The sequence below is a fragment of the Streptomyces sp. NPDC001515 genome, from assembly GCF_053597115.1.
In genome coordinates this window covers 42829-59939 of record NZ_JBSFHN010000041.1, presented here as the reverse complement: position 1 = coordinate 59939, position 17111 = coordinate 42829, and the positions used below count along the sequence as shown (strand labels likewise).

The window sequence follows — 17111 nt, the reverse complement described above, 5'->3', positions numbered from 1 at the left end:
GCGGAACCGCTCCTCGGAGGTGACGCAGAGATTAAGAGGACTAGACCAGTGCGTCAATAGGTCTGGACCATTAAGGCGGCCGTGTCCGAAAAGCGCTCTTGTCACGGCCTGTCTGTGAGCCACTCCACAGCGTTCGCCCGTCTGGTCCACGCCGGGCCGTGGCACACTGATCGTGTACCAGCAGCAGCGCACTCCGGGGTCGGTGCAATTCCGAACCGGCGGTTACAGTCCGCGACCCGGCCGCATCCAGCGGCCGGTTGACCAGGTGAGATTCCTGGACCGACGGTTAAAGTCCGGATGGGAGGCAGTGCGCGGCGGGCCGTTTCGCGGGTACGCCGCCGTCGGCGGATGGTTTTCGGGCAACCGGTCCATCCGTTCTTCCGGTGTTCGGCGTCCCCCGTGCGTTCCGCTTCATCTGTCGTCACCGACAGGCCCCGGAGTCCGTGCCCGAAGAGGCAGGAGGACCCGGTGGACACCGCAGCCGACATCACCGCCATGCGCCGAGCCATCGCGCTCGCCGCCCGCGGTCTCGGCTCCACCAGCCCCAATCCGGTCGTCGGATGCGTCGTCCTCGACGCCGAGGGGCAGCCCGCCGGAGAAGGCTTCCACCAGCGCGCCGGCGGACCGCACGCCGAGATCCACGCCCTGCGCGCGGCCGGCGACCGGGCCCGCGGCGGCACCGCCTACGTCACGCTCGAACCCTGCGACCACACCGGTCGCACCGGCCCCTGCACCCAGGCGCTCATCGAGGCCGGCGTCGCCCGCGTCGTCTACGCGGTCGGCGATCCGAACCCGCAGGCCACCGGCGGTGCGGACACCCTGCGCGCCGCCGGGACCACCACCGAGCAGGGCCTCCTGGCCGACGAGGCCGAGGCCGTCAACGAGGCCTGGCTGACCTCGGTGCGGCGCGGCCGCCCGTACGTGGTCTGGAAGTACGCCGCGAGTCTGGACGGCCGGGTCGCCGCCGCCGACACCACCAGCCGCTGGATCACCTCCGCGGAGTCCCGCGCCGACGTCCACCGGCTGCGCGCCGAGGCCGACGCCGTCGTCGTCGGCTCCGGCACCGCACGCGCCGACGACCCCCAGCTCGGCGTCCGGGGCATCGACGGCGCCGTCCAGCCCCTCCGGGTCGTCGTCGACACCGGCGCCACCGCCGTCCGGCCCGGCGCCCGGGTCCTCGACGGCTCCGCGCCCACCCTGATCGCCGTCGCGGACGACGCCGATGCCGCACACCTCCCCGACGGGGCCGTCCTGCGCCTGCCGCGCTCCGGCGTCGGCCCCGGACTGGACCTCCCCGCCCTCCTTGCCGCCCTCCACGAGCGCGGCGTCCGCTCCGTACTGCTCGAAGGCGGTCCGGCCCTGGCCGGGTCCTTCGTCGCGGCGGGACTGGTCGACAAGGTCGTCGGCTATCTCGCCCCGGTGCTTCTGGGGGCCGGCCCCGCCGCCCTCGCCGACGCCGGAATCTCCACCCTCGCCGAGGCGTTGCGCCTCGATGTGACCGAGACCGTACGCATCGGCCCCGATCTGCGCATCACCGCCGTCCCCGGCCCCGCCCGGAAGGAAAACTGAGTGTTCACCGGAATTGTCGAAGAACTGGGTGAGGTCACCGCCGTCGAGCGGCTCGACGACGCCTCCCGATTCCGCCTGCGCGGTCCCGTCGTCACCGAGGGCGCCAAGCACGGCGACTCGATCGCCGTCAACGGCGTCTGCCTGACCGTCGTCGACCTCGGTGAGGACGAGTTCACCGCCGACGTCATGGCCGAGACCCTGAACCGCTCCAGCCTCGGCGCCCTCGCCACGGGCTCCCGGGTCAACCTGGAGCGCCCCATGGCGCTCGGCGGCCGGCTCGGCGGGCACATCGTCCAGGGACATGTGGACGGCACCGGCCGGATCCTGGAGCGCCGGGTCTCGGAGAACTGGGAGATCGTGAAGGTCTCCCTCCCGGCCGGCCTCTCCCGCTACGTGGTGGAGAAGGGCTCGATCACCGTCGACGGGGTCAGCCTGACCGTCGTCGAGGCCGGGGCCGACCACTTCACCATCAGCCTCATTCCCACCACCCTCGCGCTGACCACGCTCGGCATCAAGCAGCCCGGCGACCCGGTCAACCTGGAGGTGGACGTCCTCGCGAAGTACGTCGAGCGGCTGCTCGGCAACGGCGCGCCGGAGCCCGGGGAGACCGCGAAGTGAGCGCCCTGCACTGGCTGAACTCGGAGGCGTTCACCGTCCTCGACCAGCACATCATCTGGTCCGACATGATCGGCAACACGATCGGTCTGATCGCCCTGACCCTGGGCTGGCTCCGCTCCATCTGGACCTGGCCCGCCCAGCTGCTGTCCGGCGTCGTGCTGGTCGCCGCCAACGTCTCCGTGCACCAGGCGGGCAGCGTCGGCAAGCAGCTCATCGTCATCGCCGTCGCGGTCTGGGGCTGGCAGCAGTGGACCCGGGGCCGGCGGCAGGCCCAGGACGGCTCCATCGCCGTACGGTTCGCCACCTGGCGCGAGCGGGGCTACCTGCTCGGCGGGGCCGCCCTCGGCACCCTGGTCGTCGGCGGGCTGTTCACCGCCTTCCCGTCGCTGTCCTGGAGCCCCTGGGCGGACGCGTACATCTTCGCCGGAACGCTCGTGGCGATGCTCGCCCAGGCCCGCGGCATGGTCGAGTTCTGGTTCGCCTGGCTCCTGGTCGACCTGGTCGGCGTCCCGCTCAACTTCCACAGCGGACTCGCCTTCTCCGGACTCATCTACGTGGTCTACGGGGCCCTCGTCCTGTGGGGCATGCGCGACTGGTGGCTGCGTTCGCGGACACCCGCTCTGGAAGGAGCCACGGCATGACTGCCCAGCCCACCTGGCTGCACCGGGAGCACGAGGCACCCGTCGAGGACCTGAGCCTCGACCCCGTCGAGCAGGCGATCCGCGACATCGCGGCCGGCCGGCCCGTCGTGGTCGTCGACGACGAGGACCGGGAGAACGAGGGCGACCTCGTGATCGCGGCGGAGAAGGCCACCCCCGAGATCGTCGCCTTCATGATGAGCGAGTGCCGCGGACTGATCTGCGCGCCGATGGAGCACGACGAGCTGGAACGGCTCGCCCTGCCGCAGATGGTCGACCACAACACCGAGTCGATGAAGACCGCCTTCACCGTCTCCGTCGACGCCTCCGGCGCCCACGGCGTCACCACCGGCATCTCCGCCGCCGACCGCGCCACCACGCTCCGGCTGCTCGCCGGGGGCACGGCCGGCCCCGGCGACTTCGTACGGCCCGGCCATGTTTTCCCGCTCCGCGCCCGCAGCGGCGGCGTCCTCGTGCGCAACGGCCACACCGAGGCCGCCGTGGACCTCGCCCGGCTCGCCGGACTGCGCCCCGCCGGGGCGATCGTCGAGATCGCGGGCGAGGACGGCGTCATGCTGCGGCTGCCCCAGCTCGTCCCCTTCGCCCGCAAGCACGGACTGACGATCATCTCCATCGAGGACCTGATCGCCTACCGCCGCAGCTCCGAGCCGACCGTGCGCCGCGAGGCCGAGGTGCGGCTGCCCACCGACTCCGGCGCCTTCACCGCGTACGGCTACCGCTCCACGGTGGACGGCGTCGAACACGTCGCCCTGGTCCACGGCGACGTCGGGGACGGCGAGGACGTCCTGGTCCGGGTCCACTCCGAATGCCTGACCGGCGACATCTTCGGCTCCCAGCGCTGCGACTGCGGCCCCCAGCTGCACGCCTCCATGCGCCGGATCACCGAGGAGGGCCGCGGCGTCGTCGTCTACCTCCGCGGCCACGAGGGCCGGGGCATCGGCCTGCTCTCCAAGCTGCGCGCGTACGAACTCCAGGAGCGCGGCGTCGACACCCTCGACGCCAATCTGGAGCTCGGACTGCCCGCCGACGCCCGGGACTACGCGGCCGGCGCGCAGATCCTCAAGGACCTCGGCGTGCGCAGCCTGCGGCTGATGACGAACAACCCCGACAAGACCGCGGCGATCGTGCGCCACGGCCTCACCGTCACCGGCCGCGAGCCGATGCCCGTCCAGGCCGGCGAGCACAACCTCCGCTATCTGCGCACCAAGCGCGACCGCATGGGGCACGATCTGCCCTGGCTCGACGCCGCCACCGCGTCGACCTGCGGCAACCAGTAGCACCACCGGCAGTCACCCGTACAGAGAAGCCAGGAGAGACATGAGCGGCAAGGGCGCACCCGAACTGTCCGTACGCAACTGCGGCGACCTGCGCGTCGCGGTCGTCGCGGCCCAGTGGCACGAGAAGGTCATGGACGGACTCGTCGACGGCGCGCTGCGCGCCCTGCACGAGCTGGGCATCGACGAGCCGACCCTGCTCCGGGTCCCCGGCAGCTTCGAACTCCCCGTCGTCGCCAAGGTGCTGGCCGGCCGCGGCTACGACGCGATCGTCGCCCTCGGCGTGATCATCCGCGGCGGCACCCCCCACTTCGAGTACGTGTCCCACGGCGTCACCAACGGCCTCACCCAGGTCGCCGTCGACACCGGTGTCCCCGTCGGCTTCGGCGTCCTCACCTGCGACACCGAGGAGCAGGCCCTCGACCGGGCGGGCCTGGAAGGGTCCAATGAGGACAAGGGGCACGAAGCGGTCACCGCCGCCGTCGCCACCGCCGCCACACTCCGCTCGGTCAGCGAACCCTGGCGCTGACCGGGGGTCCCGGACCCCGTATTCTTGAGGGCATCATGGCGAACAAAACCTTCGAAGAGCTCTTCGCCGAGCTCCAGCTCAAGGCCGCCAACGGCGACCCCTCCACCTCCCGTACCGCCGAACTGGTGGACAAGGGCGTGCATGCCATCGGCAAGAAGGTCGTCGAGGAGGCCGCCGAAGTCTGGATGGCCGCCGAGCACGAGAGCAAGGACGCCGCCGCCGAGGAGATCTCGCAACTGCTCTACCACGTCCAGGTGATGATGGTGGCGCGCGGAATCAGCCTCGACGACGTCTACGCCCACCTCTGAGCACGACCTCCGCACCCGCCCGACGCCCCAGACCCCCTTCGCAAAGGAAACCCGACCTCATGCTGCGCATCGCCGTCCCCAACAAGGGTGCTATCTCCGGGCCTGCGATGGCGATGCTCCATGAGGCCGGCTACAAGCAGCGCAAGGAGTCCAAGGAACTCGTCCTGGTCGACCCGGAGAACCAGGTCGAGTTCTTCTACCTGCGCCCCCGCGACATCGCGATCTACGTCAGCTCCGGCCGCCTCGACATCGGGATCACCGGCCGTGACCTGCTGCTGGACAGCGGCGCGGACGCCGAGGAGATCCTGCAGCTCGGCTTCGCCCGCTCCACCTTCCGCTACGCCACCAAGCCCGGCACGGCCGAGGGCCCGCAGGACTTCGACGGCATGACGATCGCCACCTCCTACGAGGGCATCGTCGCCAAGCACCTGGCCGAGACCGGCGTCAACGCCTCCGTCGTCCACCTCGACGGCGCGGTCGAGACCGCCATCGAGCTGGGCGTCGCCCAGATCATCGCCGATGTCGTCGAGACCGGCACCAGCCTGCGCAACGCCGGCCTCGAGGTCATCGGCGAGCCGATCATGACCTCGGAGGCGGTCGTCATCCGCCGCACCGGCGCCCCCGGCGACGACCCCAAGGTCCAGCAGTTCCTGCGCCGCCTCCAGGGCGTCCTGGTCGCCCGCAGCTACGTGATGATGGACTACGACTGCCGCGTCGAGCACCTGGAGCGCGCCGTCGCCCTCACCCCGGGCCTGGAGTCCCCGACCATCTCTCCGCTGCACCACGAGGGCTGGGTCGCCGTCCGCTCCATGGTCGCCGCCCGCGAGGCGCAGCGGATCATGGACGACCTGTACGACCTCGGCGCCCGCGCCATCCTCACCACGGCCATCCACGCCTGCCGCCTCTGACGGCCGGAGACAGAAGAGAACCATGCCGGCCCCCGCTCTCCCCGCCCTGCCCGTCACCTTCCGGCCCACCCGCACCCGGGTGGTGCTGCTGGGGGTCGGCGTGGTGATGTTCGCCGTGATCACCGCGGTCGCCTTCACCCTCGAACAGCTCAGCGGGGGAGAGCGGGTCAGCTTCGTCTTCACCGCCGCGCTCTTCCTCGGGGTGCTGGCCCTGCTCAGCCGCCCCAAGGTGGTCGCCGAGTACAGCGGGGTGACCGTGGTCAATCTCACCCGCACCCGCCGGCTCTCCTGGCCCGAGATCGTGCGCGTCAACCTGCGGGCCGGCGACCCGTGGGTCTATCTCGACCTGAGCGACGGCACCAGCATGCCCGTCCTCGGCATCCAGCCCGGTATCGCCAAGGAACAGGCCATCCGGGACGCCCGCACGCTGCGCGCGCTCGCCGAGAACCGCGGCACCGGCACGGACAACGGCTGAGCCCCCTGCCCCGCCGGGCCCGTTGTTGACTACTCTGGAGGACGGCGGCGCCCAGGTGCGCCCCGCCCCGCGTCGCACGGCCCCCGAGGCCGGCGGGGCTTTCCTTCGACCCGAGGAGTGACTCCTTCCAGCAATGGACGGATCGTCCGGTAGTACCTGCGCCGCCCCATCGACGGAGGCGGCGGCATGACCACCCCCCTGCTGCTGCTCTGCGCGGCATTCCTTCTCATCCTCGCCAACGGGTTCTTCGTGGCGGCTGAATTCGGCCTCGTCACCGTGGAACGGGCGGACGCCGAGAGCGCCGCCACCCGGGGCGACCGACGGGCCCGCACCGTCGTCGACGCCCTGCGCGAACTCTCCTTCCAGCTCTCCGGCACCCAGCTGGGCATCACCATCACCTCCCTGGTGGTGGGCATGCTCGCCGAACCGGCCCTGGCCCAGCTGCTGGACGGCCCCCTCGCCCTGACCGGACTGCCGGCCGGCGCGGTCTCCGGCGTCAGCGTCGTCATCGGCATGCTGCTGGCAGCCGCCGTCCAGATGGTCATCGGCGAACTCGTCCCGAAGAACTGGGCGGTCTCCCGGCCGCTCCAGGTCGCCCGGTTCGTCGCCGGCCCCCAGCAGGTGTTCACCCGGGTGCTCCGCCCGGTCATCGGCCTGCTGAACACGGTCGCCAACCGGCTGGTGCGCCTGCTCGGCGTCGAACCGGCCGAGGAGCTGGCCTCCGCCCGCAGCCCGGGCGAGCTGGTCTCGCTCGCCCGCCACTCCGCCGAGGCCGGCACCCTCGAACAGGACACCGCCGACCTCTTCGTCCGGACCCTGTCGCTGGCCGGGCTCACCGCCCAGCACGTCATGACGCCCCGGGTGAAGGTCAGCGCCCTGCAGTCCTCGGCGACCGCGGCGGACGTCCTCAACCTCACCCGCGCCACCGGTCTCTCCCGCTTCCCCGTCTACCGGGAGCGCATCGACGAGGTCATCGGCATGATCCACCTCAAGGACGCGCTGGCCGTGCCCGCCGGGGACCGGCCGCGGACCACGGCCGGGCGCATCGCCGTACCACCGCTGCTGGTCCCCGAGACCCTGCCCGTCGAGCAGCTGCTCCAGCGGCTGCGCAAGGAGCAGCCGATCGCCGTCGTGGTCGACGAGTACGGCGGGACCGCCGGGGTCGTGACCCTGGAGGACATCATCGAGGAACTCGTCGGCGAGGTCCGCGACGAGCACGACGCCGAGGGCGCCGACCGCCCCGAGCTGGCCCCCGCCGCTCCCGAGGACGGGCGTCCCGCCTGGGACGCCGAGGGCAGCTGCCGGGTCCTGACCCTGCGCCGGATAGGACTCGACGTGCCCGACGGGCCGTACGAGACGGTGGCCGGTCTGGTCGCCGACCTGCTCGGCCGGATCCCCGCCCCCGGCGACCGGGCCGAGCTGCCCGGCTGGCGGATCTCGGTCCGCCAGGTCGGCCACTACCGGGCCGAGAAGGTCCGCTTCGTCCGTACGGCCGAGGTGCCGTCCGGGGACCGCGCGTCGTCCCACGGAGTGCTGGAGGCGGCGCGATGAGCCTCGTCCAACTCCTCTTCGCCGGACTGCTGGTCCTGGCGAACGGCTTCTTCGTCGGTGCGGAGTTCGCCCTGGTCTCGGTGCGCCGCAGCCAGATCGAACCCCTGGCGGCCGAGGGTTCGGGCCGGGCCCGCCAGGTGCTGTCCGGGCTGGAGAACCTGCCGCAGATGATGGCGGCCGCCCAGTTCGGCATCACCATCTGCTCGCTGACGCTGGGAGCGGTCGCCGAGCCCACCGTCGCGCATCTGCTGGAGCCGGTCTTCCACGCCGTGCACCTGCCCGAGGGGCTGGTCCACCCGCTGGGCTACGTGCTGGCCCTGGCCCTGGTCGTCTTCCTCCACCTCGTCATCGGCGAGATGGTCCCGAAGAACCTGGCGATGGCCGCGCCGGAGCGGACCGCGCTCTGGTTCGGTCCCGGGCTGGTCGGCTTCGCCCGGCTCTGCCGCCCGGTCACCTCGGCCCTGGGCGCCTGCGCCCGGCTGGTGCTCCGGCTCTTCGGGGTCGAGCCCAAGGACGAGGTGGAGGCCGTCTTCACCAGCGAGCAGCTCAACCGTCTGGTCGAGGACTCCGGACAGGCAGGGCTCCTGGAGCCGGAGGCGCAGGAACGGCTGGAGGACGCCCTGGAGCTGGGCAGCCGCCCGGTCACCGATGTGCTCCTTCCCCGCCCGAGCCTGATCACGGTCGACCCCTCCGTCACCCCGCGCGGACTGGAGGAGCTGACCGTGCGGACCGGCTTCTCCCGCTTCCCGGTCTGCGCCGGGGGCGGCGGCCCGTTCATGGGCTATCTGCACGTCAAGGACGTCCTGGACCTGGAGGACCGGGAGCGGGCCGTACCGCAGCACGTGTGGCGCCCGATGGCGACCGTACGGGCCGAGCTGCCGCTCGACGACGCGCTGACCGTGATGCGCCGCGCGGCCACGCACCTGGCGCAGGTCTCCGACGCCTCGGGACGGGTCCTCGGCCTGGTCACGATGGAGGACGTGCTGGAGACGCTGGTCGGTGAGGTACGGGACCCGGCGCACCGCGTCGCGGAGCCCCGCCGCACCGAGGAGCGCCCGGCCGGCTCCGACGACCGCCCGGCCGGCTCCGACGACCGCCCGGCCGGCTCCGACGACCGCCCGGTCCTGGCGGTCTGACCGCGCCCGGTCGTCCTGTCCCGTTCCCCGGCCCCCGCCCGCCCGGCGGGGGCCGGGGCATCTCACAGCTCGGGCGGTTCGGTCCGGCCCCGGCCCACCGGGCCCCTGCCCGACAGCACCTCGCCGTAGGCCTGCATCAGGTCCGGCAGCCGCAGCGTCGCCAGATCGTCGCGGGTGGGGACCGTCGTACAGCCCGAGAGCCGCAGATCGCGGTAGGCGCAGCTCTTCTCGTACAGGGTGCGCAGAAAGCGGCCGTTGCCCAGTTCGTCGAGCCAGCCCTGATCGACGACATGGCCGCTGATCGAGCGCAGTTCCTCCAGCGACTCCTCGTCCCAGACGTCCCCGTTCTCGGCGGCCAGCACCTCGCCGATGGCGGTCAGCTCCAGCGGGCGGTAGCTGGGGAAGTCCACCCGGGTGGTGAACCGGGAGGAGAGCCCCGGGTTGGTGGAGAGCAGGCGGTCCATGCCCTCCGGATAGCCCGCCAGGATGACGACGAGATGGTCCCGGTTGTCCTCGGCGCGCTTGAGGAGCACCTGAAGCGCCTCGTCGCCGTACGCGTCGCCCTTGCTGTACCCCGTGTTGGCGAGGCTGTACGCCTCGTCCACGAAGAGCACGCCGCCGAGCGCGGAGTCGATCAGCTCATTGGCCTTGACCGCGGTCTGCCCGAGGAACTCCCCGACCAGGTCCGCCCGTTGGGCCTCCACCAGATGGTCGCCGCCCAGCAGTCCGAGCGCGTAGAAGACCCGGCCCAGGATCCGCGCCACGGTCGTCTTGCCGGTCCCGGACGGCCCGGAGAAGACGAAGTGGCGCTTCGGGGGCTGGACGGGCAGCCCCTGCCCGGCCCGCAGCCGGGCCATGTTCAGCTGCGCGGACAACGCCTTGACCTGCCGTTTCACCGGTTCCAGGCCGACCATCCGCTCCAGCTCCGCCAGGGCCTCGGCCAGCAGGACGGGGTCGCTGGGGCCGGCCGGGAAGGGCTGGGGAGCCGACTGGCCCGGGACGGCGGTCTTGCGCCGGGCACCGGCCGGCGCGGGCACCCGCCCGAGCCCCGGCAGCTCCGGCTCCTCGCCGCCCGGCCGCAGTTCCCGGCCGTCCACCAGATCGGTGCCCACCGGTCCGTCGGCGTCCGGCTGCGCCCCGGCGAAGGCGCTGTCCGCGCCGGGGCCGCCCATCGCCACGGTGGCCAGGCCCGCCGCCTCGTCCGGGCCCTCCAGCCCGTCGTAGTCCGCGATCGCCGCGAGCCGGGCGGAGGTGTCCATGAACGCGGGGTCGATCCGGTGGACCGCCCGGTAGAGGGGGAGGGCGGCGGCGCTGCGGCCGGTGCCCTCGTGGGCGCGCGCCAGCCAGTAGCGCAGCTCCTTGCGCTGCGGCTGTTCGCTGCGGCAGCGCATCAGCGCGGTGGCGAGCAGCGGTTCGGCCTGCCCGTACATCTCCAGCCGCACCCGGGCCATGCCGCCGAAGAGCCCCGCCTCGATGCCGAGGAGCTGATCGTCGATCAGGGGCTCGGTGTGGCGCACGAGTTGGTCCCAGTCCTTGACCAGGTAGGAGCGGCAGGCGTGCAGGAAGCGGACCTGCGGGTCGGTGTCGACCGGGGGGAGTCCGGCGAGCGCGCGGTCGAGCTCGGGGACGTGCCGGCCGTCCAGCCAGTGCGAGGCGTGGGCCAGTAAGAGGTCGCGCGGACTCTCCAGCACCGGCTGCACCCACCAACCCAGCCAGTACCAGGAGTTGAGCGTACGGCGGTGGCGGGCGCGCTGGTCCCCGAAGCGGTCGCGGTGCCGGTACATCCGCAGCAGCGCGGTCGTCGTGTCCACCCGCAGCGCGTGGAGGCCGAGCCAGGCGTCCGCCATGCCGGGATCCAGGCGTACCGCCGTCGCGAACTCCTCCTCGGCCTGCGGATAGGCGCCCATGGTGTAGGCGTCCACGCCACGCAGCCACGCGAGATCGGCCGGGGTCTGTGCGCCCTGCGTGCCGATGTCCATCAGGCCCCCCACAAGCCGTGCCCCCAGGATGTCCCGCCGTGCGACGGCCCGCCGGGGCGCGCCGAATCACTGTGCAATGGACGGGAATTGACCGCACCGAGAGGCATCGTACCTGCGCAGGGAGTGTGCGACGAAGGGCGCCGCAGGCCGAAGAAGGACCGTGACCCACGGTGAGCGGCGGGCGGTGGCGGGCGGCGCGGACGACGGGCGGAGCACAGGACGAAGCCCCCGATCACGGGGGAACAACCGGGGGCTTCGCGTCTGTGGGGGCTCCGAAAAGCCGCACATTGAGAACGTAAGACCTGTACCGCCCCCGGGTCAAGCGGAGTTGGGGTACTTCCCGAGCGATTTCCGACTGCTCAGTATGCCGGTCCGGGGTGATCACGGTGGGTGACGGAATGGTTCATTCCTGCTTCTGTGCCGGGTCTCTCCAGCCACTCGTACCCCACAGGCAACTGCCGTATCAGAGCATCGGCCGAAGGCCGTGAGGGATCTGCCGCGAAGTGGTCCGTTTCGGCCGCCGTCCAGCCGTCCCAGAAGGCGCGCTGCGCCGGTCCGTCCCGTCGTCGGCCGCGCTCCCAGGCCGCGGCGGCCGGCAGATCCATCCACAGCAGCCGGGCGAGCAGCGGGCGCAGCGCCCGGCGGCCCGCGCCCACCCCTTCCACGACGACCACCGGGGCGGCCGGCAGCGCGCGCGGCGGACCGAAGGCACGGACGGTCCAGTCGTACGGGGTGTAGTGGGCACTCTCGCCCCGGGAGAGCGGCCCGGCCACCTGGGCGTGGAACCGGCCGGTCCAGTCGAACAACTGCTCGTGGGAGGCGAGGTCGTCCAGATGGAGGACGGGGGCCCCGTCGAGCGCGGCGGCGAGCCGGGCGGCGAAGGTGGTCTTGCCGGATCCCGCGTGGCCGTCGACGGCGATCAGCCGGACCGGTCCGCAGGACGGCGGCAGGGCGCGCAGCCGCGCGGCGTGGCGGGAGAGGTCGTTCATGGCCCCAGCCTACGAGCCGTGGCGCGGCAGCCGCAGGTCACGCCAGTGGTCCAGTCCCATATTGGTTCTTCGGCGCGAGACGAATCGGTGGCAGAACCGGGGCGCGAACCGCGATAGTTGGCGCACTGTCGTGCACCGCAGCCCCCTCCACCGACGACCGGGAGTCCCGCCATGCCCAGTCCGACCTCACGCAGAACCCTGCTCACCGCCGCGATCGCGGCGGCCGCCGGAGCCGGAACGGTCGCGGCCTCCGCCGCCTCCGTCGCGGCGTCCCCGGCCCGGCCCGACGCCTCCCCGGCGGCCCCCCTCGTGGACAACCGATTCTGGAGCAGCTACACCGACTGGCGCTGCGGCTCCGGCGCGGGCACCCGCGCGGTCGCCGGCCGCCGGGCCGGACTGGTCATCGGCCATCCGCAGGGCCGCACCGAGTACACCGACCCGCACACCGGGACCACCGCCGCCTGGGACTACGCCACCTGGACCTCCCCGGTGCACCGCTCGCGCGTCCCCGCCACCGAGGTGATCGCTTCCTGGAACGCGCACACCCCGGCGGGGACCTGGATCCAGGTCGAACTGCGCGGCACCTACTCGGACGGCACGGAGACCCCCTGGTACGTCATGGGCCGCTGGGCCGCAGGCGACGGCGACATCCGCCGCACCTCGGTCGACGACCAGGGCGACGGCAAGAGCTCCGTGTGGACCGACACCTTCTCCGTGGACGACGCGGCGAGCGGCCTGCGCCTCCTCTCCTACCGTCTGCGCCTCACGCTCCACCGCACGCCGGGCACCACGCTCACCCCCACGGTCTGGCGGCTGGGCGCGATGGCCTCGGACATCCCCGACCGCTTCACCGTCCCCGCCTCCGCGCCCCGGCTCGCCCGGGAACTGCCGGTGCCGCGCTACTCGCAGAACGTGCACGTCGGGCAGTACCCCGAGTACGACAACGGCGGCGAGGCCTGGTGCAGCCCCACCTCCTCGCAGATGATCATCGAGTACTGGGGCCGCAGGCCCACCCCCGAGGACCTGTCCTGGGTCGACCCCGCCCTCCCGGACCCGCAGGTCTGCCACGCCGCGCGGTACACCTACGACTACCAGTACGAGGGCTGCGGGAACTGGCCGTTCAACGCCGCGTACGCCGCCACCTACCCGGACATGAGCGCCGTGGTGACCCGGCTGGGCTCCCTGGGCGACGTCGAGACCCTGATCCGGGCCGGCATCCCCGTCATCACCTCCCAGTCCTTCCTCAAGGAGGAACTGACGGGCGCCGGCTACGGCACCTCCGGCCATCTGATGACGGTGATCGGCTTCACCGCGAACGGCGACGTGATCGCCAACGACCCGGCCTCCCCGAGCAACGAGGCGGTGCGCCGGGTCTATCCGCGGCACGAGTGGGAGACGATCTGGCTGCGCACCAAGCGCCGCAACGCGAGCGGCACTGTGGTGTCGGGCACAGGCGGCGTCGCCTACGTCTACTTCCCCGCCCACCCCACACCCGCCCAGCGCCGGGCCCTGGCGGCCGTCGGCATCCACTGAGCCGGGGCGGCGGCCCCGGGGGAGTGACGAGCGTCTCTACCCCGGGGCCCGTCGGGCTGGCACTGTGGATCCGTCCTCGGGGGACACCACCTCCGGCCTACCGAACGAGATGCCATGACCGCGACCGCCGCCGCCCTCACCACCTCCGCCCGTCGCCGCGCGCGCACCGGCGGGCCCGACGACCGCTCGAAGCTGCTGGAGAACGTGCTCGGCTGGATCCTGGTCGTCGCCGTCGCGATGCTGGTCACCCGGCTCGGGCTGATGTGACCCGCCGGGCACGGCGGAGGCGGGAAGCCGGTCCGGCTCCCCGCCCCTCGTGCCCGTCCGGCGTCGCGGTCAGTCGATGGCCCTGATCAGCTCACCGTTCGTCGTGTCCCCGCTGAGCTCCCAGAAGAAGGTGCCTCCCAGGCCCTGCTGGTTCTTGTACGCCATCTTGGTGCCGATGGTGGCGGGGGTGTCGTAGCTCCACCAGTCGGTGCCGCAGTGGGCGTACGCGGTGCCCGCGACGGTCCCGGTGGTGGGGCAGGTGTTCTTGAGGACCTTGTAGTCCTCGATGCCCGCCTCGTAGGTGCCGGGGGCCGCGCCGGTGGCGGTGCCGCCCGGAGCGTCCTGGGTGACGCCGCTCCAGCCGCGGCCGTAGAAGCCGATGCCGAGCAGCATCTTCGAGGCCGGGACGCCCTGCGCCTTCAGCTTCTCGATGGCCGCCTCGCTGGTGAATCCCTCCTTGGGGATGCCGGTGTACGAGGTGAGCGGGGAGTGCGGGGCCGTCGGGCCCTTCGCGTCCCAGGCGCCGAAGAAGTCGTACGTCATGGGGTTGTACCAGTCGACGTACTGGGACGCGCCCCCGTAGTCGACGGCGTCGAGCTTGCCGCCGTCGGAGCCGTCCGCGCTGATGGCCGAGGTGACCAGGTTGTCCGTGCCGAACCTGCTCCGCAGCGCCGAGAGCAGTCCGCCGTAGGCGTCGCGGCCGCTGGTGTCGCAGGTGAGGCCGCAGGCGTTGGGGTACTCCCAGTCGATGTCGATGCCGTCGAAGACATCGGCCCAGCGCGGGTCCTCGACCAGGTTGTAGCAGGACTCGGCGAACGCGGCCGGGTTCTTCGCCGCCTCGCCGAAGCCGCCGGACCAGGTCCAGCCGCCGAACGACCAGATCACCTTGAGGTCCGGGTGCAGCTTCTTGAGCTTGCGCAACTGGTTGAAGTTGCCGCGCAGTTCCTGGTCCCAGGTGTCGGCGACGCCGTCGACCGACTGGTCGGCGGTGTACGCCTTCTCGTAGTCGGCGTAGGAGTCGCCGATGGTGCACTTGCCGCCCTGGACGTTGCCGAAGGCGTAGTTGATGTGGGTGAGTTTGTCGGCCGAGCCGGAGGTCTCGATGTTCTTGACGTGGTAATCGCGCTGGTAGACACCCCAGTTGGTGAAGTATCCGACCACTTTCCCACCGGCCGCTGTGGGGGCGGCCGGTGCTGCTGCCGGTGCGGCTGCGGGTGCCGCGCCTGCCTGTCCGGTGCCCGCGACGCCCAGCAGGGCGGCGCCGAGGGCGGCGGTACAGGCGGTGGCGGCGAGTGCCCGGAGACGGGCTCCCGTGCGGTGCGATCCGGTCATGGGTTGCTCCTCGTGGGGGAGGGGACGTGCCGGTGGACGACCGGCCCGCGCGTCGCAAACTTGGCATGAACGCGCAAAGTCGGTCCGCTCGGAACCGTAGATGGACTAGACCAGTTGGGTCAATGGTGCGGACCAAGCCCGATGATCGACCCGGTCGTCTCCGGTCGGTCCCCGGCGTTTTCGATCACCCGGTGACGGATGCCGTCCGATCGGGCATACTCGACCCGCCACAGCCGCCTGCCGCCGCGTCCCGCAACCCGGGAGGGCACCATCGGCTGGGCCCCGTGTTTTCCGGGCATCGTCCGGAGATCCCCCCGGCAGCGCCCGCGCACACCCCGCGCGCGCGACCGCCGCAACGCCCGACAGGGAGGAGAGCGCCGTCATGTCCGACCGTGCCCCGCAATCGGTGGAACGCCGTCTGCCCACCGAGGAGTCCAGGCAACTCCTCACGCTCGTCCGCGACATCGCCCAGCGCGAGATCGCGCCGAAGGCGGCGGAGGAGGAGGACGCGGGCCGCTTCCCGCGCGAGATCTTCACCCTGCTCTCCGAGTCCGGCCTGCTCGGACTGCCCTACGACTCCGCCCACGGCGGCGGCGACCAGCCGTACGAGGTATACCTCCAGGTCCTCGAAGAGCTGAGCGCCGCCCGGCTCACCGTCGGGCTCGGCGTCAGCGTCCACTCCCTCGCCTGCCACGCGCTCGCCGGCTACGGAACCAAGGAGCAGCGGGCCGCGCACCTCCAGCCGATGCTCGCGGGCGGTCTGCTGGGCGCGTACTGCCTCTCCGAGCCCGCCTCGGGCTCCGACGCCGCCTCGCTGCGCACCAAGGCCGTGCGCGACGGCGACGACTGGGTCCTCACCGGGACCAAGGCGTGGATCACGCACGGCGGCATCGCCGACTTCTACACCGTCCTGGCCCGCACCGGCGTCGACGGCCCCCGGGGCATCACCGCCTTCCTCGTCCCGGGCGACGCCGAGGGCCTGAGCGCGGCCGTTCCCGAGAAGAAGATGGGCATGAAGGGCTCGCCCACCGCCCAACTGCACTTCGACGGGGTGCGGGTCCCCGACGCGCGCCGGATCGGTGAGGAGGGCCAGGGCTTCGCCATCGCCCTGTCCGCGCTCGACTCCGGCCGGCTGGGCATCGCCGCCTGCGCCATCGGGGTCGCCCAGGCGGCGATGAACGAGGCCGTCGCCTACGCCACCGGCCGCAAGCAGTTCGGCCGGCCCATCGCGGACTTCCAGGGACTGCGGTTCATGCTGGCCGACATGGCCACCCAGATCGAGGCGGGCCGCGCGCTGTATCTGGAGGCCGCCCGGCTGCGTGACGCCGGGAGCCCCTTCTCGCGCCAGGCGGCGATGGCCAAGCTGTTCTGCACGGACGCGGCGATGCGGGTCACCACCGACGCCGTCCAGGTGCTCGGCGGTTACGGCTACACCCTGGACTTCCCCGTCGAACGGCTGATGCGCGAGGCGAAGGTGCTGCAGATCGTCGAGGGCACCAACCAGATCCAGCGGATGGTCATCGCCCGTCATCTCGCGGGTCCGGAGACGCGCTGACCGAGGGCGGCCGGTCCGCCCAGACCGGCGTCGTCATGATCCGGTTCCACTCCTGGTCGTGACGGCCCGGCAGGGTCCTGCCCGCCTTCTCCCAGTGCCGCAGCAGCGCGCGGTAGAGGGGCGGATCGGCAGGGTGCGGCGCCGCGCGCCGCTCCGGGCGCCGCACCTCGGGGGAGGCGGAGGCGATCCGGGTCTGAGGAACCGATTCTTCGGAGGCGGAAGCGGCGAGCCGGCGACGGCCCGGACCGGCCGTGGAGTGCAGCGGGGTCATACCGGGCCAACGCCGCGCGACAGGGCCGGGTCACTGCCCGGCCGAATCGAGCGGCTGTTCGCCGTGGAGCGGAAAGCGCCGAAGCCCTCCGTGCCGGCGCGGCCGCGGAGGCACAGGGCCCCGGTGATGGTCCGCTCGCCGGTGGCCGGACCGGCCGC

The 17111-nt window shown here is 72.3% G+C and carries 16 protein-coding genes and 1 riboswitch; of the genes, 13 read left to right on the top strand and 3 right to left on the bottom strand.

Annotation, left to right across the window (positions count from 1 at the left end; genetic code table 11):
- The first annotated feature begins 184 nt into the window (after window positions 1–184).
- A riboswitch (FMN riboswitch) is annotated at window positions 185–315 on the top strand.
- Window positions 316–468: 153 nt separating this feature from the next.
- From ribD to ACWCXC_RS32495, 10 genes are all read left to right on the top strand, one after another.
- Window positions 469–1569: a bifunctional diaminohydroxyphosphoribosylaminopyrimidine deaminase/5-amino-6-(5-phosphoribosylamino)uracil reductase RibD gene (ribD, locus tag ACWCXC_RS32540; protein ID WP_450891373.1), complete on the top strand. Its 1101-nt coding sequence runs from the start codon at window positions 469–471 to the stop codon at window positions 1567–1569.
- Window positions 1570–2187, top strand: coding sequence for a riboflavin synthase (locus ACWCXC_RS32535; RefSeq protein ID WP_450683891.1), 618 nt, complete (start codon window positions 1570–1572; stop codon window positions 2185–2187).
- Window positions 2184–2828, top strand: coding sequence for a nicotinamide mononucleotide transporter family protein (locus ACWCXC_RS32530; protein WP_450683892.1), 645 nt, complete (start codon window positions 2184–2186; stop codon window positions 2826–2828). The genes ACWCXC_RS32535 and ACWCXC_RS32530 overlap by 4 nt, the downstream gene beginning before the upstream one ends.
- On the top strand, window positions 2825–4123 hold the full coding sequence (locus tag ACWCXC_RS32525; RefSeq protein ID WP_450683893.1) for a bifunctional 3,4-dihydroxy-2-butanone-4-phosphate synthase/GTP cyclohydrolase II: 1299 nt from the start codon (window positions 2825–2827) through the stop codon (window positions 4121–4123). The genes ACWCXC_RS32530 and ACWCXC_RS32525 overlap by 4 nt, the downstream gene beginning before the upstream one ends.
- Window positions 4124–4163: 40 nt before the next feature.
- Window positions 4164–4649 (top strand): 6,7-dimethyl-8-ribityllumazine synthase, encoded by a 486-nt coding sequence (gene ribH / locus ACWCXC_RS32520; protein WP_360857857.1) that lies wholly within the window; start codon window positions 4164–4166, stop codon window positions 4647–4649.
- A 35-nt stretch (window positions 4650–4684) separates the two neighbouring features.
- Window positions 4685–4957 carry a phosphoribosyl-ATP diphosphatase gene (locus ACWCXC_RS32515; protein WP_018524273.1) on the top strand — a complete coding sequence of 91 codons (273 nt, stop codon included), beginning with the start codon at window positions 4685–4687 and terminating at the stop codon, window positions 4955–4957.
- Between the two features lie 59 nt (window positions 4958–5016).
- A complete protein-coding gene (hisG, locus tag ACWCXC_RS32510) occupies window positions 5017–5865 on the top strand; it encodes an ATP phosphoribosyltransferase (protein ID WP_450683894.1) in 849 nt (282 codons plus the stop codon).
- A 22-nt stretch (window positions 5866–5887) separates the two neighbouring features.
- Window positions 5888–6340, top strand: coding sequence for a PH domain-containing protein (locus tag ACWCXC_RS32505; RefSeq protein ID WP_450891372.1), 453 nt, complete (start codon window positions 5888–5890; stop codon window positions 6338–6340).
- 186 nt (window positions 6341–6526) lie between these two features.
- On the top strand, window positions 6527–7891 hold the full coding sequence (locus ACWCXC_RS32500) for a hemolysin family protein (RefSeq protein ID WP_450891371.1): 1365 nt from the start codon (window positions 6527–6529) through the stop codon (window positions 7889–7891).
- Complete coding sequence (locus tag ACWCXC_RS32495; RefSeq protein WP_450891370.1) at window positions 7888–9027, top strand: hemolysin family protein; 1140 nt, start codon at window positions 7888–7890, stop codon at window positions 9025–9027. Before ACWCXC_RS32500 ends, ACWCXC_RS32495 begins: the two co-directional genes overlap by 4 nt.
- 62 nt (window positions 9028–9089) lie before the next feature.
- Here the strand turns inward: ACWCXC_RS32495 and ACWCXC_RS32490 are convergent, their stop codons facing one another.
- Window positions 9090–11006, bottom strand: a complete 1917-nt coding sequence (locus tag ACWCXC_RS32490; RefSeq protein WP_450683898.1) for an AAA family ATPase — start codon at window positions 11004–11006, stop codon at window positions 9090–9092.
- A 359-nt stretch (window positions 11007–11365) separates the two neighbouring features.
- Window positions 11366–11995 carry a hypothetical protein gene (locus tag ACWCXC_RS32485; protein WP_450683899.1) on the bottom strand — a complete coding sequence of 210 codons (630 nt, stop codon included), beginning with the start codon at window positions 11993–11995 and terminating at the stop codon, window positions 11366–11368.
- 171 nt (window positions 11996–12166) lie between these two features.
- Between ACWCXC_RS32485 and ACWCXC_RS32480 the strand changes: the two genes are divergently transcribed.
- The gene (locus ACWCXC_RS32480; RefSeq protein ID WP_450683900.1) at window positions 12167–13528 is read left to right on the top strand and encodes a peptidase C39 family protein; all 1362 of its coding nucleotides are present in this window, start codon (window positions 12167–12169) and stop codon (window positions 13526–13528) included.
- Window positions 13529–13642: 114 nt separating this feature from the next.
- Entirely contained in the window at window positions 13643–13795 is a 153-nt protein-coding gene (locus tag ACWCXC_RS32475) for an SCO1431 family membrane protein (protein WP_450683901.1), read from the top strand.
- 69 nt (window positions 13796–13864) lie between these two features.
- On the opposite strand, the gene ACWCXC_RS32470 is transcribed toward ACWCXC_RS32475, so the two are convergent.
- Window positions 13865–15127, bottom strand: a complete 1263-nt coding sequence (locus ACWCXC_RS32470; RefSeq protein WP_450891369.1) for a glycoside hydrolase family 18 protein — start codon at window positions 15125–15127, stop codon at window positions 13865–13867.
- Between the two features lie 382 nt (window positions 15128–15509).
- Here ACWCXC_RS32470 and ACWCXC_RS32465 point away from each other — a divergent pair, with 382 nt between their 5' ends.
- Complete coding sequence (locus ACWCXC_RS32465) at window positions 15510–16682, top strand: acyl-CoA dehydrogenase family protein (protein WP_450683903.1); 1173 nt, start codon at window positions 15510–15512, stop codon at window positions 16680–16682.
- Window positions 16683–17111: the final 429 nt, after the last annotated feature.

Coding starts and splice junctions, on each gene's coding strand:
- ACWCXC_RS32525 (WP_450683893.1), top strand. CDS start 2,825: ATGACTGCCCAGCCCACCTGGCTGCACCGGGAGCACGAGGCACCCGTC.
- ribH (WP_360857857.1), top strand. CDS start 4,164: ATGAGCGGCAAGGGCGCACCCGAACTGTCCGTACGCAACTGCGGCGAC.
- ACWCXC_RS32515 (WP_018524273.1), top strand. CDS start 4,685: ATGGCGAACAAAACCTTCGAAGAGCTCTTCGCCGAGCTCCAGCTCAAG.
- hisG (WP_450683894.1), top strand. CDS start 5,017: ATGCTGCGCATCGCCGTCCCCAACAAGGGTGCTATCTCCGGGCCTGCG.
- ACWCXC_RS32505 (WP_450891372.1), top strand. CDS start 5,888: ATGCCGGCCCCCGCTCTCCCCGCCCTGCCCGTCACCTTCCGGCCCACC.
- ACWCXC_RS32500 (WP_450891371.1), top strand. CDS start 6,527: ATGACCACCCCCCTGCTGCTGCTCTGCGCGGCATTCCTTCTCATCCTC.
- ACWCXC_RS32495 (WP_450891370.1), top strand. CDS start 7,888: ATGAGCCTCGTCCAACTCCTCTTCGCCGGACTGCTGGTCCTGGCGAAC.
- ACWCXC_RS32490 (WP_450683898.1), bottom strand. CDS start 11,006: ATGGACATCGGCACGCAGGGCGCACAGACCCCGGCCGATCTCGCGTGG.
- ACWCXC_RS32485 (WP_450683899.1), bottom strand. CDS start 11,995: ATGAACGACCTCTCCCGCCACGCCGCGCGGCTGCGCGCCCTGCCGCCG.
- ACWCXC_RS32480 (WP_450683900.1), top strand. CDS start 12,167: ATGCCCAGTCCGACCTCACGCAGAACCCTGCTCACCGCCGCGATCGCG.
- ACWCXC_RS32475 (WP_450683901.1), top strand. CDS start 13,643: ATGACCGCGACCGCCGCCGCCCTCACCACCTCCGCCCGTCGCCGCGCG.
- ACWCXC_RS32470 (WP_450891369.1), bottom strand. CDS start 15,127: ATGACCGGATCGCACCGCACGGGAGCCCGTCTCCGGGCACTCGCCGCC.
- ACWCXC_RS32465 (WP_450683903.1), top strand. CDS start 15,510: ATGTCCGACCGTGCCCCGCAATCGGTGGAACGCCGTCTGCCCACCGAG.